The organism is Marinobacter sp. PE14 (assembly GCF_053566155.1).
In genome coordinates, this window is the sequence record NZ_JBQXNY010000007.1 from 1 (window position 1) to 14,650 (window position 14,650).

Genomic DNA, 14,650 nt, shown 5'->3' on the forward strand with positions numbered 1-14,650 from the left:
TCGACGAGTCACTGTCCTGATATTTCGTATCCGAAATACCTCGGCCAGCGCCCACACGAATTACTTGGTCAACTTTTTAAAGAGCGTTTGAGCTGTTGCTCAATCAAGGTGGCGTATTCTACATCGTTCCGCCGCCCTGTCAACCGTTAATCTGAAGAATTTTAAAACTGATTTTCTTCAGTACTTTCAAACGGTTACTTCTGCCTGGGAAACCGCCGTAAGTGGCTTGTCCCTCAGAAGTGGTGCGCATTCTACAGGCGTCAGGAAAACTGTCAACGAGGTTTTTGAATTAATTTATGGCGATCTCGGTTTCCACGTACCTCACTGATCAGGCACTGACCATTACGTTCATTTTTCAGCCAAAAATCAGCCCTTCGCAAAGGGGATCAACCCTTGAGGACCGTTCCATTTCCAGCGCAATGCCAGCAAACCCACGATCACCAGGCCGTAAGCGACCATTTCACCAATATCGCTTCTTGCCTGCCAGATAAAGTGGACCCAGGCGGTGATGGCGATCAGGTAGACCAGCTTATGCAAACCTTTCCAACTTTTACCCAGCCGCTTCATCATTCCCTTGGTGGAGGTCAGAGCCAGGGGCACCAGCATAAGAAAAGACAGTGCGCCCGCCACAATATAGGGCCGCTTGGTAAACGTAGCCCAAAGATCACTCCAACCGAGTATGAATTGCATAAACGCCAACACGTGCAGTACGGCATAGAAGAATGCAAACAGGCCGAGCATTCGGCGCACCCGGATCCAGCCTGCCCAGCCAGTCCAGCGCTTAAGCGGGGTCATGCACAAAGTCACAATTAACAACTGGAGCGCGGCAAGGCCCAGTGACTCCGTCACTTCCTGGCCCGGGTCAGGCCCCAGAGACTGCCTGGCAATATTGATAGCCAATACCAGAAGAGGGACGCAGGCGAGAAACGCGGCCAGAAGGCGGAAAGCCAAGACAAAGCCTTGACGATCCACCATTCCCTTTCCATTCATCAATAGAACTTACTCAGGTCCATACCCTTGTACAGATCGGCGACCTGCTCCCCGTAACCATTGAACTTGACGGTCTCCATCCAGTTAGGCGAAAGCAGACCGGAAGGCAGCCTCCGTTCGCGCTTCTGACTCCACCTTGGGTGGTCCACCTCTGGGTTAACGTTGGCATAGAATCCGTACTCCTGAGGCGCGAGCATTTCCCAAGTCGTTTTTGGGCGCTCCTGCTGGAACCGTATCTTGACGATCGACTTGATGCTCTTGAATCCGTATTTCCAGGGGACAACCAGCCGGATAGGTGCGCCATTCTGGTTGGGCATGGTTTTGCCATATAACCCGACCGCCAGGAAGCTTAACTCGTTCATGGCCTCATCCATTCTCAAACCCTCCTGGTAAGGCCAGTCTATGGTGCTGAACAATGAGCGCTGCCCCCGCATCTGATCCGGATCATACAGGGTCTCGAAATAGACGTATTTCGCGCGGGAGTTGGGCTCAAGCCGTTTAATGATGTCGGCCAGTGGAATCCCGACCCAGGGGATCACCATCGACCAGGCCTCTACACAACGAAGTCGGTACACCCGTTCCTGATATTCGTGGGGCTTGAGCAGGTCCTCCAGAGCATACTCACCGGGCCGCCCGCATTCCCCCTCTACCACGACAGACCAGGGATCAACGCTCATTTCATCGGCGTACCTGGCCGGATCGCCTTTGCCGGTGCCAAATTCGTAAAAATTGTTATAGCGAGTGACGTCCTCGAACGGTGTTTTTTCCTCATCGGTGGAAAAACCGGTCATTGCAACATAGTCCAGCGCTTCTCCCGGGACCGGAAGCTTCGCAGCGGACAACAGACCAGGCATTGATAGGCCCGCGGCTACAGCCATCGTGCCGGACATGAATTGCCGTCGGTTGAGGTAGACAGACTCGGGGGTAACTTCGGAGTGAGGCAAGGCCCAGGATGGGCGTTTCTTGATGAACATGGAAAGTCTCCGTCAGGGCGTCAGCCAGCTAAGGCGTTGACCGGAGACTGTGGTGAAAATTCCCGGACCTCGATGAGGAGGCCCGGAAAACGAGAGCTCAGTCAGCGGCACCTGGAGCTTTTCGTGGCTTGCCACGGAACAACGCACGAACAGGGCCGGACAACGCGTATATCAGAAATCCGGTAAAGAGTACGGTGGCCGGATCCAGCGCGATCACTACGAACACCAGCACAACAAGAAGGATCGCGGCAAAAGGCACTCTTCCGCGTAGATCCAGATCCTTGAAACTGCGATACAGGATATTGCTGACCATCAGCACACCCGTGCCTCCGACTACGACCATGGTCAACAAGGTGAGCCAGGTAGCAGGCTCAAAGAGATGGAAGCACCAGACCAGACCCGCGACACAGGCTGCGGCGGCGGGACTGGGCAAGCCAACAAAGAACTTTTTGTCGACAGAGCCAATCTGGGTGTTGAAACGGGCCAAACGCAGCGCGGCACCAGCAACATAGATAAAGGTGATGGCCCAGCCAACCTTGTCAAAAGCGTTCAGTGACCAGAAAAAGGCGACAAGCCCGGGAGCTACACCAAAGGCAACCATGTCAGCGAGGCTGTCGTATTCCTCACCGAACTTGCTCTGGGTGTTGGTCATGCGAGCTACACGCCCATCCAGACCATCAAGGATCATTGAGACAAAAATGGCAATTGCGGCATTGTCAAAGACACCGTTCGCCGCAGAGACGATGGCGTAGAAACCTGAAAACAGCGAGGCCGTTGTGAGCGCATTGGGGAGCAGGTAAATACCCTTGCGGCGGACCGGCGCACCTTCCACCAGCTCTTCTTCAACCACTTCCCCGGCCTCGACTTCATATTCTGGGGTTTGCTTACCTTCAGCGGATTTTCTTTCTTCAGTCATTCCCATTACTCCGGAAAGCATTTGGGCGGAGTATATACGAAAAACGCGGCCACCCGGGCCGCGTTTTTCAAAACCAGGCGGAATTCCGCTTAGTTTTTGTCCTTATCCACGATCTTGTTCGCCGAGATCCACGGCATCATGCCACGCAGCTTCTCACCAACCACTTCGATGTCGTGGGCAGCGTTCTGGCGACGACGCGCCGTCATGGACGGGTAGTTCAGAGCGCCTTCAGAGATAAACATCTTGGCGTACTCGCCGCTCTGGATGCGCTTCAGTGCGTTACGCATGGCTTCACGGGACTGCTCATTTATGATTTCCGGGCCAGTCACATACTCACCATACTCCGCGTTGTTGGAGATGGAGTAGTTCATGTTGGCGATACCACCTTCGTACATCAGGTCCACGATCAGCTTCAGCTCGTGCAAACACTCGAAGTACGCCATTTCCGGCTCGTAACCGCCTTCCACGAGCGTTTCGAACGCCGCTTTAACCAGCTCCACGGTGCCACCGCAGAGAACGGCTTGCTCACCGAACAGATCGGTTTCGGTCTCATCCTTGAAAGTGGTTTCGATGATGCCGGTACGGCCGCCACCGATACCGCTGGCGTAGGACAGAGCCAGATTCTTGGCGTTGCCGGAGGAATCCTGGAAGATAGCGATCAGGTCAGGGATACCACCGCCGTTGGCGAACTCGGTGCGCACAGTGTGGCCCGGCGCCTTCGGAGCAATCATGATGACGTCCAGATCCTTGCGCGGAACGATCTGGTTGTAGTGGATGGCAAAGCCATGGGCGAACGCCAGGGTGGCGCCTTGCTGCAGATTCGGCTCGATTTCGGCCTTGTACAGCTGAGCCTGGTATTCATCCGGAGTCAGAACCATGACCACGTCAGCGGCGGCAACGGCAGAAGGTACGTCGCTAGTCTTCAGACCATAGGCTTCCGCCTTGGCGATGGAAGAAGAACCCGGGCGCAGGCCCACGGTAACGTCAACGCCGGATTCTTTCAGGTTGCACGCGTGAGCGTGGCCCTGGGAGCCGAAACCAATGATGGCAACTTTCTTGCCCTGGATGATGGAAAGATCGCAATCCTTATCGTAGTAAACCTGCATGAGAAACCTCTGTTATTTGTGATGGCCCCGAAGAACCATATTGTTCAAACCCTGTTTGAAATCGTTAAAGGCTGAGCACCTTCTCGCCCCGGGCGATACCGGATACACCGCTGCGCACCACTTCCAGTACGCCCGACGTGCCAACGGCCTGAATAAAGCCGTCCAGCTTCTCGCTGTCACCTGCCAACTGAACCGTGTACACGGAGCTGGTCACATCCACGATCTGGCCGCGGAAAATGTCCACGGTACGCTTGATCTCCGCACGCTGGGAACCCGTAGCTTTCAGCTTGACCAGCATCAGTTCGCGTTCGATATGGGCGCCTTCGGTGAGATCCACCAGCTTGACGACTTCAATCAGCTTGTTCAGTTGTTTGGTGATCTGTTCGATCACCTTGTCAGAACCCGAGGTGGTCACCGTCAGACGGGACAATGTCTCGTCCTCTGTTGGCGCCACGGTGAGTGTTTCGATGTTGTAGTTGCGCTGGGAAAACAGACCTACCACTCGCGACAGAGCGCCGGGTTCGTTTTCAAGCAAAACAGAAATGATTCGACGCATGATCAGACCCTCTCCGTCTTGCTGAGCCACATATCCTTCATGGAACCCCGGGCAACCTGCATCGGATACACGTGCTCGAAGCGATCCACGTAGATATCCACGAATACCAGATCGTCTTTCATGGCCAGCACTTCTTTCAGCTTGGTCTCCAGATCTTCCTTCTTCTCAATCCGGACACCCTTGTGGCCGTAGGCTTCCGCCAGCTTGATGAAGTCGGGTAGTGATTCCATGTAGGACTCGGCATGACGGGACTCATAGTTCATGTCCTGCCATTGCTTGACCATACCCAGAGCCTGGTTATTCAGATTGATGATCTTAACCGGCAGGTTGTACTGCTTGCAGGTAGACAGCTCCTGGATGTTCATCTGGATACTGCCCTCACCGGTAATGCACAGCACTTCGTCGTCCGGATGGGTGAGCTTGACGCCCATGGCTGCCGGCAGACCAAAGCCCATGGTGCCCAGACCACCGGAGTTGATCCAGCGGTTGGGCTTGTCGAACTTGTAGTACTGGGCCGCGAACATCTGGTGCTGACCGACATCGGAGGTCACGTACGCCTCGCCATTGGTCAAACGACACAGCATTTCAATGACTTCCTGGGGCTTAATCACATCTGGACTGGTCTCGTAGCGCATCCCGTGGAATGCCCGCCACTCGTCAATCTGCTTCCACCAGGAGGCGATTGCGTCCGCGTCGGGCTCTTCCTTCGCTTCCTTGACCAGAGACAACATTTCCTTGAGCACGGCGTCTACCGGGCCCACGATCGGCACGTCCGCATCCACCGTCTTGGAAATCGATGCCGGATCTATGTCGATGTGGATAATGCGCGCGCCCGGACAGAACTTCTCGGTGGCATTGGTCACACGATCGTCGAATCGGGCCCCGACACAGAGAATCAGATCCGAATGGTGCATGGCCATATTGGCCTCATAGGTGCCATGCATCCCGAGCCAGCCCAGGTGCTGCTTGTCGCTGGCAGGATAACAACCGATCCCCATGATGGTATTGGTGATCGGATAACCAATCATCCGAACAAGCTCAGTCAGTTGATCTGAAGCCTTGCCGAGAATAACCCCGCCGCCGGCGTAGATAATCGGACGCTTGGCAGCCAGCAGCATGTCGACCGCTTTCTTGATCTGACCGGCATGGCCGCGAATAGCGGGGTTGTAGGAGCGCAGCTTGACCTTCTTCGGATAAGCGTACTCGTACCGCTCGTTCGGCGTGGTCATATCCTTGGGAATATCCACAACAACCGGACCAGGACGACCGGTCGCAGCAATGTAATACGCCTTGCGGATAATCTCCGGGATTTCTTCGGGGTGACGGACACTGAGGTTGTGCTTAACCACTGGTCGGGAGACACCCATCATATCGGTTTCCTGGAACGCGTCCTCGCCGATGAGAGTGGACGCAACCTGGCCGCACAGAACCACCATGGGGATGGAATCCATGAATGCGGTGGCAATGCCGGTGATGGTGTTGGTGGCTCCAGGACCCGAAGTCACCAGCACGGTACCTGGTTTTCCGGTCGCGCGGGCATACCCGTCGGCCATGTGGACCGCCGCCTGCTCGTGCCTTACCAGAATGTGTTTGACTTTATCCTGCCTGAACAGCGCATCATAAATATGAAGGGCTGCACCACCCGGATAGCCGTATATGTATTCGATACCTTCATCTTGAAGGGACCGGATCAGCATATCGGCGCCAGACAATAACTCCACGATTTTCTACCCTCTTCTACGAGTGAATGAGCCGGGAAGGCTCCCGGTTGCCTGGATTCACGGTGTCCATGCTTCTTTTGAAAGCGGAACCGGCTGCTCCTCCACACCTTGTTAAGAGGTTGTCTCCTGGCCAGCCGCCCTCCTGAGGGTTGCGGAGAACGGCCAATCAACGGGTTGCACGTAAGCAACAACCATCCCGCGACGGATGCGCGGCGCGTTCAGTGTGGTAATTGATGGGGGATACTCGCTCGGGATTGCCTGCCGTATTGACCCCAGTCTTCAGGCAATCGGTAATTCTGACAGCGCGAAACTCCCTGTCAATAGCCGTTGCAGGTTTCTATGCCTATACTGGCCGAAGGTCTGCCATACTTGGAACAAATCCGATACAAAGATTTGAACCAGACAGAAGAAAATCCGCAATAGCGATGGCATGATAGGCAACATTGAACTTAGAAAAAACGGGCCCGGTCTATCCAGGTTGTCTGCCTGCCCGGGAGCAGTGAACATACGCGAGTTAAGCCATGAACAGAAAAATCCTGACGCTGACCTTATTACTGGCCGTTGTACCAGGTGTCGCCATGAGCGCCTCTGTCTACAAGTGGACCGATGAAAACGGGGTTACCCATTTTGGTGACCGGCAACCTACGGGCTCGAAGGCCGAACGAGTCAATGTACGCTCTGGCACTTCTTCAGACGCATCCGGCAATCGACAGAGCCCTCAGGAGCGACTGCAGAATATGCAGGAACAGCAAGCGGATGAATCGGAGCAGCGCAAGGAAACTGCAGTTGAGGAAGCCCGCAGAAAACAGCGGGATGCGAACTGCGCGACCGCACGCTCAAATCTTGAGCTGATAGAGCGCAATGCCCGCATCCGCATCGAGGAGAATGGCGAGCAACGGTACCTAAGCCAAGAGGAAATCGCCGAGAAAAAAGCTGAAGCCCTCAGAATCGCTGAAGAAAACTGCGGGCCAGTGAAAAATAGTGACCAGCAATAAATCTTCAGCGAAAGGGTCAGATGAAAGCGTTCATCTGACCCCGGCTTCAAGTTCAGGCCTTGGCGAACGCCAGGTGGTGGTCCTCCACCGTCCCCTTGATAACATCCCCCGATACAAACTCTCCCTTTAGCAGCCGCTGAGCCAACGGGTTTTCGATCATTCGCTGAATAGCCCGCTTCAAAGGCCGCGCACCGTAGACCGGGTCATACCCGACTTCCGCCAGCAACTCCATCGCGGCGTCATCCAGCTCAAGCTTCATATCCTGCTCTTTCAGGCGCTTGCTCAGAGACTCGATCTGAATCCGCGCAATACCCTGAATCTGATTCTCCGCCAGCGGGTGGAACACCACCACTTCATCCACGCGGTTGATGAACTCAGGGCGGAAATGGGTGCCGACGACTTCCATGACGGCATTCTTCATGACCTCGTAGTTTTCCTCACCCGCCTTCTGCTGGATGATGTCCGATCCGAGGTTTGAGGTCATGACAATGACCGTGTTCCGGAAGTCGACGGTTCTGCCCTGCCCGTCCGTCAGGCGACCATCCTCAAGTACCTGCAAAAGAATGTTGAACACGTCCGGATGGGCTTTCTCCACCTCGTCCAGCAGCAACACGGAATACGGCCTGCGACGCACCGCTTCAGTGAGGTAACCACCTTCCTCGTAGCCGACATAGCCCGGAGGCGCACCGATCAGGCGGGCCACGGAATGCTTCTCCATGAATTCGGACATATCAATGCGAACCATGGCCTCCTCGGTGTCAAACAGGAAGGCCGCCAGGGCCTTGCACAGCTCAGTTTTGCCGACGCCGGTGGGGCCGAGGAACAGGAAGGAACCGTTGGGGCGATTGGGGTCGGACAACCCGGCACGTGAACGGCGGACGGCGTTGGACACAGCTTCAACCGCCTCATCCTGGCCGATAACCCGACCATGGAGTGCTTCCTCCATACGCATCAGCTTGTCGCGCTCGCCTTCGAGCATCTTGGACACTGGAATGCCGGTCCACTTGGAAACAATCTCTGCAATCTCCTCATCGGTCACCCGGTTCCGGAGCAGCTTCATTTCCATCATTTCGGCCTGGCTGGCCATATCCAGCTGACGCTCAAGCTCAGGGATCTGGCCATATTGGAGCTCGGACATCTTGCCAAGGTCGCCGGCGCGACGGGCATTCTCCAGATCGATCCGGGCCTGCTCCAGACGGCTCTTGATTTTCTGGGATCCATGCAACGCGGCTTTTTCGGTATTCCAGACTTCTTCCAGATCGGCGTATTCACGCTCGACACCGGTGATCACATCGGACAGCTCCGACAAGCGCTTTTTCGAGGCCGGGTCAGTCTCTTTCTTCAGAGCCTCGCGCTCGATTTTTAGCTGAATCAGGCGACGCTCAAGGCGATCCAGGGGTTCAGGCTTGGAATCCATTTCCATACGAATCTGGGAAGCTGCCTCGTCCACCAGATCAATGGCCTTGTCCGGCAGCTGACGGTCGGCAATATAACGATGAGAAAGCTTGGCGGCGGCAATGATCGCACCATCGGTCACTTCAACCCCGTGGTGAACCTCATAACGCTCTTTCAGGCCCCGCAGGATAGCGATGGTGTCTTCCTCACTGGGTTCGCTCACCAGTACTTTCTGGAAGCGACGCTCGAGGGCGGCGTCTTTTTCGATGTTTTCACGGTATTCGTCAAGGGTGGTCGCACCCACACAATGCAGCTCGCCGCGGGCCAAGGCCGGCTTGAGCATGTTACCGGCATCCATGGAGCCTTCGGCCTTGCCGGCACCGACCATTGTGTGAATTTCGTCGATGAACAGGATGATCTGGCCTTCCTGCTTGGACAGCTCGTTAAGAACCGCCTTCAGGCGCTCTTCAAACTCACCCCGGAACTTGGCGCCGGCAATAAGGGCACCCATATCGAGTGACAGGACTTTCTTGTCCTTGAGGCCATCCGGCACCTCTCCGTTGACGATGCGCTGGGCCAACCCCTCGACGATGGCGGTTTTACCTACGCCGGGCTCACCGATAAGGACCGGGTTGTTCTTCCGGCGGCGCTGCAATACCTGGATGGTTCGGCGGATTTCGTCGTCGCGACCGATCACCGGGTCCAGCTTGCCGGCTTCGGCTCGCTCGGTCAGGTCGATGGTGTACTTGGACAGAGCCTGGCGGTTTTCTTCGGCGCTGGCGTCATTGACGGCTTCACCACCTCGAACCTCGTCAATGGCTTTTTCGAGGGCGGCTTTGTCGACATGCTGTTCCCGCAGTACCCGACCAAGGGTTCCGCGGTCTTCCAGGGCAGCCAGCAGCATCAGTTCACTGGAGATGTACTGGTCTTTGCGCTTCTGGGCGAGCTTGTCGGCAATGTTGAACAAGCGGCCCATGTCATTGGACATGGAGACGTCGCCGGCCGATCCCTGCACTTCGGGCAGGTTTTCGATTTCCCGGGCGATGGCCTGGCGAATGCGTCCAGGCTCTGCGCCGGCCTGCTTGAGCAGCGGCTTGATGGCGCTGCCTTCCTGGTCAAGCAGTGCCTGCATCAAGTGCACCGGCTCAATGAAGTTATGATCCTTCCCGACCGCGATGGATTGTGCGTCCGCGAGGGCGGTCTGCAACTTGCTGGTCAGCTTGTCGATTCTCATGTGTACTTTCCCCAAATTTCTGCGAATACCATGGTGCCGTGGGTGGCAGATATTCGATTGCTTTGACAGTTAATGTAGGGGCAAGTAGAGCGACTTCAAGCGGGGCTGCGATGTATTCGTCAGAAAATTGACGGCCGTCAGGTTTGAGTTTGGTGCTGGGTGCAAGGCTGGCGCGAGGCTGCTTTCCAGAACACGCCGTGAATACATCCCTGTAGGCTTGGCTGCAGCATCCATGCTGCAGACAGTTCTGGAAAGCAGCCTCGCACCAGCCACCGGACTTTTCAGTAACCGCCTCGCCGCCGCCAATTCAAGCTGGACATTTAACTTGTTAGCCAGACCAGCGTGGCCATCCGCCCGGTTCGACCATCCCTGCGGTAAGAAAAAAACCGTTCTGAATCCTGAACGGTACACAGGCCACCGCCAGTAACACTGGAAACACCGAGATGATTTAGCCGCAAAGTGGCAAGGGCATAGATATCTACCATGAAATGACCCGGCCGAGCGCCTTCGGCTCTGAAGGCTTGGACCGCTTTCGGATCATGTTCAAGGAAGGCGTCACGCACTTCCGGGCCGACCTCGAAGCTGTTCGGACCGATGGCCGGGCCGAGCCAGGCTTGCAGGGTTTCGGACGCAACGGCCATCTCGCTCACAAGAATCTCGATAACTCCTCCACACAGGCTTCGCCAGCCGCAGTGGGCGGCGCCAACGACGGTTCCTTCGCGATCCGCAAGGATAACGGGCAGGCAGTCGGCAGTGAGGATAGCGCAGGCGATACCCGGATGACGGGTGTAGCTGGCGTCGGCCTTGGCGGTTTGTACGACGTTATTCGGGGTCAGTTCGACAACCTCGGTACCGTGCACCTGGTTGAGCCAACCAATCCGGGCGCTATCCAGTCCTGTGGAATCGGCGAGCCTTCGCCGATTCTCTTGCACGTGTTCTGGAGCGTCTTCGACGTGAACACCGAGGTTAAGACTGTTCCAGGGTCGAACACTGACACCCCCGACGCGAGTTGTACTGATGGCCCGCACTCTATCGGGCGCAGGCCAGTCCGGTTTCAGGACGTCACTTTCAATAGTCACGGGTTTCCAGCTCCCGGGCGTGTTTGCGCAGAGCTTCTATCAACGCAACCATATCCTCAGGGAGGGGCACCTCCCAAGTCAGGATTTCACCGGTTTCCGGGTGCTCCAGGGTCAGCTGCCGGGCATGGAGGGCCTGGCGGTTGAACGCAGAGAGAGCCTCACGCAGTTCGTCAGTGGTTCCCTTGGGCAGCCTCAGCCGACCTCCATAGAGCGGATCTCCGACCAGCGGGTGCTTTACATGGGCCATGTGTACCCGGATCTGATGGGTTCGGCCGCTTTCCAGTTTGCAGCGGACGTGAGTGTGGGCGGCAAAACGCTCCACCAGGCGATAATGGGTGACCGCCGGTTTGCCGGAGGCGACGACCGCCATTTTCTTGCGCTCCCGGGGGTGTCTGCCAATGGGCGCATCGACCGTTGCGCCACCGGTGAGGGTGCCTACCACGACGGCCTCATACTCACGGCCCATGGTGCGGGTTTGTAGCTGATCGACCAGGGACGTGTGCGCAATCAGGCTGCGAGCAACAACCATGATGCCCGAAGTGTCTTTGTCGAGGCGATGTACGATGCCCGCCCTCGGTAAATTCTCGACTTCCGGTGCGTAGTTCAGCAGGGCATTGACCAGGGTTCCATCGGCATGGCCAGCCGCCGGATGCACCACCAGGCCCGCGGGCTTGTTGATGACCAGCAAGTGCTCGTCCTGATAGACAATATCCAGGGAGATTTCCTCGGCCTGCCAGCTCACCTGAGCTTCCGGCTCGGCATCCAGCGCCAGGCGATCGTCCAGCATCACTTTGTCCCGAGGTTTTCGCACCTCGCCATTGACTGTTAACGCGCCGCTTTTGATCCAGGATTGCAGGCGGGAACGGGAGTGCTCGGGCATCAGCTCTGCTGCGGCCTGATCCAGGCGCCTGTCGCTCAATTCCGGCGGCACAACAAAGTTGGCGAGGATTCGTTTTTCAGATGACATTAAGCCCCCAGGGCCTGTGTGTGTTACGTTTCGGTCAGATTATTGGAAACAGCGGGGCATTGCTCTGCACATGGCGTCACTTCCCCGCTACAATGACTGCCCTTGATTCAATCGACATTATACGGGATTCCGGAATGAGATCAGGTCTTCGTTTACTGCTACTTTCCACACTGGTTGTTCTGGTCAGTGCCTGCGCCTCCAACAAGCAGGAGGAAGTGCTTCCGGAGAAGACCTATTACGAGAACGCCCGCGAGGCCATGACCTCTGGTAACTTCAACGAGGCAGAGCAGAACCTGGACGCTCTGGAAACCTACTACCCCTTCGGTCGCTACGCTGAGCAGGCCCAGCTTGACCTGATCTATGCCCGCTACCAGAACCTCGACCTCGAAGGCTCCCGTGCGGCCGCCGACCGGTTCCTGCGCCTTAACCCGCAAAGCGATCACGCGGACTACGCGCTCTACATGCGCGGCCTGGCTTCCTATAACCTGGACATCGGGCTTGCGGCCCGCTATTTCCCGATTGATGTTGCGGCTCGGGATCCGGGCGAGCAGTTGCAGTCTTTCCGCGATTTTTCTGAACTTCTGAACCGCTATCCGGACAGCCAATACGTCGCGGATGCCCGCCAGCGAATGATCGCGGTACGCAATCGCATGGCCGAACTGGAACTCTACGCGGCCCGCTACTATGTGAAACGCCAGGCCTATGTGGCAGCCAACAACCGGGCAAGATACATCATCGAGAATTACCCGACAGCGACGGTTACCGAAGAGGCTCTGATTATCCTCGCGGAAACCTTCCGCTTCCTCGAGCTGAGAAAAGGATCGCAGGATGCCATTGCCATGCTGCGTACCAATTTTCCGAAGAGTGACGCTTTCAATGCCGACGGCGAGTTTGAGGTGGACCTGCTGAAGGGCGAAAACCGGTCACTGACGAACGTCGTAACCTTTGGCCTGATGGGCGACGAATAGAAACTGAAATTGGGGTCAGATGAAAATCTCATCTGACCCCAACATCCCCCGGCTACTTCCCGCTTTTCCAGCCGTTGGTAATCGGATAGCGCCGATCCTTGCCAAACCCGCGCTCCGTAATCCGGACGCCTATCGGTGCCTGCCTGCGTTTATACTCGTTGATATCTACGAGGCGAATAACCCGCTCAACGTCGACTCGCTCGAAACCTTCCGCAACGATCGCATCGGCACTGAAATCCCGCTCTACATAAAGATTCAGGATCTGATCGAGCACATCATAACCGGGCAGGCTGTCCTCGTCTTTCTGGTCCGGCGCCAGCTCTGCCGAGGGTGGACGGGTGATCACCCGCTCGGGGATCACTTCTCCCTCCGAAAGCGTGTTGCGGTATTTGGCCAGACGGAACACCAGGGTTTTAGGCACGTCCTTGAGGACATCGAATCCGCCCGCCATATCACCGTAGAGCGTTGAATAGCCCACTGCCATCTCACTCTTGTTTCCGGTGGTCAGCACCAGGGAACCGAACTTGTTGGACAAGGACATCAACAAGACGCCGCGCAGTCGCGCCTGCAGGTTTTCCTCCGTTGTATCTGGCGTAGTGCCCTCGAAGGGCCCGGCCAGAGTTTCCATAAAGGCGTCATACATGGGCTCAATTGAGAACACATCGTACTGCACACCCAGGGCAACGGCCTCCGCTTCGGCATCCTCAAGGCTCATGCTGGACGTGTAGCGAAACGGCATCATCACCGCGCGCACACGATCCTTGCCCAGCGCATCTACGGCAACCGCCAGGGTCACTGCCGAGTCGATACCGCCTGAGAGCCCCAGAACCACCGACTTGAATCCGTTCTTGTTGACGTAATCCCGAACACCGGTCACCAGGGCGCTGTAAACATTGGCCTCCAACGTCGGCTCTTCCGGCAAAGTCTGGGATACCGGCTGACAATGGTGCTCACACAGAAAGTCGACCGGATACAATCCCTCACCAAACGGCGGGGCCTCTGCAGTCAGCACACCGGAATGGTCGAACACCATGGAGCCACCGTCAAAAACCAGCTCGTCCTGCCCCCCCACCAGGTTCACGTAAACGATACTGACCAGATTCTCCCGGGACTTCCGCTCAAGCAACGCCTTCCGACGTGCCTGTTTATCGATATCGTAGGGCGAGGCATTGAGGTTCAGGATAAGACGGGCGCCTGCAGCAGCGCAGTCCTCCACCGGCCCCTCCTTCCAGAGATCCTCACACACAGTAATTCCAACCGGAACGCCCCGGATTTCCAGAGTCAGCACATCTTGGCCCTCGGCAAAGTAACGCTTCTCGTCGAAAACCTGATAGTTGGGCGGGAAACGCTTGAAATACCGACCAGTAATTTCGCCGCCGTCGATGACCACCGCCGCGTTATACAGCAGCGCGCCATTACGAAGCGGTGCGCCAATCACGATGACCGGATCCAGCCTTTCCGCCTGCAGCCGTTCCAGCGCCTCATTAACGCGAACTTCCATGCTGGGCCTCAAGAGCAAATCTTCAGGCGGATAGCCGGTCAGGCAAAGCTCCGGGAACACCACCACGTCCGCCTGATGCTCGGACGATGCCCGCCGGGCTGCGTCCAGAACGAGCTCGGTATTGCCAGGAATATCGCCCACCAGGAAATCCAACTGGGCCATCACCACCCGCAATTTTCTGGGAGACTCCCCGGACGCTGCCTGGTTTCCGGACACGGACATAAATCGGCTCCTGTAACTCATTGCCA

The 14,650-nt window shown here is 56.6% G+C and carries 12 protein-coding genes; 2 read left to right on the forward strand and 10 right to left on the reverse strand.

Annotation, left to right across the window (positions count from 1 at the left end; all coding sequences use genetic code 11):
• Window positions 1–366: 366 nt before the first annotated feature.
• From ACWJ62_RS18285 to ACWJ62_RS18310, 6 genes are all read right to left on the reverse strand, one after another.
• Entirely contained in the window at window positions 367–975 is a 609-nt protein-coding gene (locus ACWJ62_RS18285) for a sulfite oxidase heme-binding subunit YedZ (RefSeq protein WP_449287480.1), read from the reverse strand.
• A 14-nt stretch (window positions 976–989) separates the two neighbouring features.
• A complete protein-coding gene (gene msrP, locus ACWJ62_RS18290; RefSeq protein WP_449287481.1) occupies window positions 990–1,964 on the reverse strand; it encodes a protein-methionine-sulfoxide reductase catalytic subunit MsrP in 975 nt (324 codons plus the stop codon).
• Between the two features lie 97 nt (window positions 1,965–2,061).
• The gene (pssA, locus tag ACWJ62_RS18295; protein ID WP_148607684.1) at window positions 2,062–2,880 is read right to left on the reverse strand and encodes a CDP-diacylglycerol--serine O-phosphatidyltransferase; all 819 of its coding nucleotides are present in this window, start codon (window positions 2,878–2,880) and stop codon (window positions 2,062–2,064) included.
• Between the two features lie 89 nt (window positions 2,881–2,969).
• Window positions 2,970–3,986: a ketol-acid reductoisomerase gene (gene ilvC / locus ACWJ62_RS18300; RefSeq protein ID WP_148607683.1), complete on the reverse strand. Its 1,017-nt coding sequence runs from the start codon at window positions 3,984–3,986 to the stop codon at window positions 2,970–2,972.
• A 64-nt stretch (window positions 3,987–4,050) separates the two neighbouring features.
• Window positions 4,051–4,542, reverse strand: a complete 492-nt coding sequence (gene ilvN / locus ACWJ62_RS18305) for an acetolactate synthase small subunit (RefSeq protein WP_104323131.1) — start codon at window positions 4,540–4,542, stop codon at window positions 4,051–4,053.
• Window positions 4,543–4,544: 2 nt separating this feature from the next.
• Window positions 4,545–6,263, reverse strand: coding sequence for an acetolactate synthase 3 large subunit (locus tag ACWJ62_RS18310; protein WP_449287482.1), 1,719 nt, complete (start codon window positions 6,261–6,263; stop codon window positions 4,545–4,547).
• Window positions 6,264–6,784: 521 nt separating this feature from the next.
• Here ACWJ62_RS18310 and ACWJ62_RS18315 point away from each other — a divergent pair.
• Window positions 6,785–7,258: a DUF4124 domain-containing protein gene (locus tag ACWJ62_RS18315; protein WP_449287483.1), complete on the forward strand. Its 474-nt coding sequence runs from the start codon at window positions 6,785–6,787 to the stop codon at window positions 7,256–7,258.
• Between the two features lie 52 nt (window positions 7,259–7,310).
• On the opposite strand, the gene clpB is transcribed toward ACWJ62_RS18315, so the two are convergent.
• The 3 genes from clpB to rluD form a co-directional block, all read right to left on the reverse strand.
• Window positions 7,311–9,887: an ATP-dependent chaperone ClpB gene (gene clpB, locus ACWJ62_RS18320; RefSeq protein WP_449287484.1), complete on the reverse strand. Its 2,577-nt coding sequence runs from the start codon at window positions 9,885–9,887 to the stop codon at window positions 7,311–7,313.
• A 320-nt stretch (window positions 9,888–10,207) separates the two neighbouring features.
• Window positions 10,208–10,966, reverse strand: a complete 759-nt coding sequence (gene pgeF / locus ACWJ62_RS18325) for a peptidoglycan editing factor PgeF (protein WP_449287485.1) — start codon at window positions 10,964–10,966, stop codon at window positions 10,208–10,210.
• Complete coding sequence (gene rluD, locus ACWJ62_RS18330; protein ID WP_449287486.1) at window positions 10,956–11,933, reverse strand: 23S rRNA pseudouridine(1911/1915/1917) synthase RluD; 978 nt, start codon at window positions 11,931–11,933, stop codon at window positions 10,956–10,958. Before rluD ends, pgeF begins: the two co-directional genes overlap by 11 nt.
• A 134-nt stretch (window positions 11,934–12,067) precedes the next feature.
• On the opposite strand from rluD, the gene ACWJ62_RS18335 reads away from it, so the two are divergent.
• On the forward strand, window positions 12,068–12,901 hold the full coding sequence (locus ACWJ62_RS18335; protein ID WP_449287487.1) for an outer membrane protein assembly factor BamD: 834 nt from the start codon (window positions 12,068–12,070) through the stop codon (window positions 12,899–12,901).
• Between the two features lie 52 nt (window positions 12,902–12,953).
• On the opposite strand, the gene ACWJ62_RS18340 is transcribed toward ACWJ62_RS18335, so the two are convergent.
• Entirely contained in the window at window positions 12,954–14,624 is a 1,671-nt protein-coding gene (locus ACWJ62_RS18340; RefSeq protein WP_449287488.1) for an NAD+ synthase, read from the reverse strand.
• Window positions 14,625–14,650: the final 26 nt, after the last annotated feature.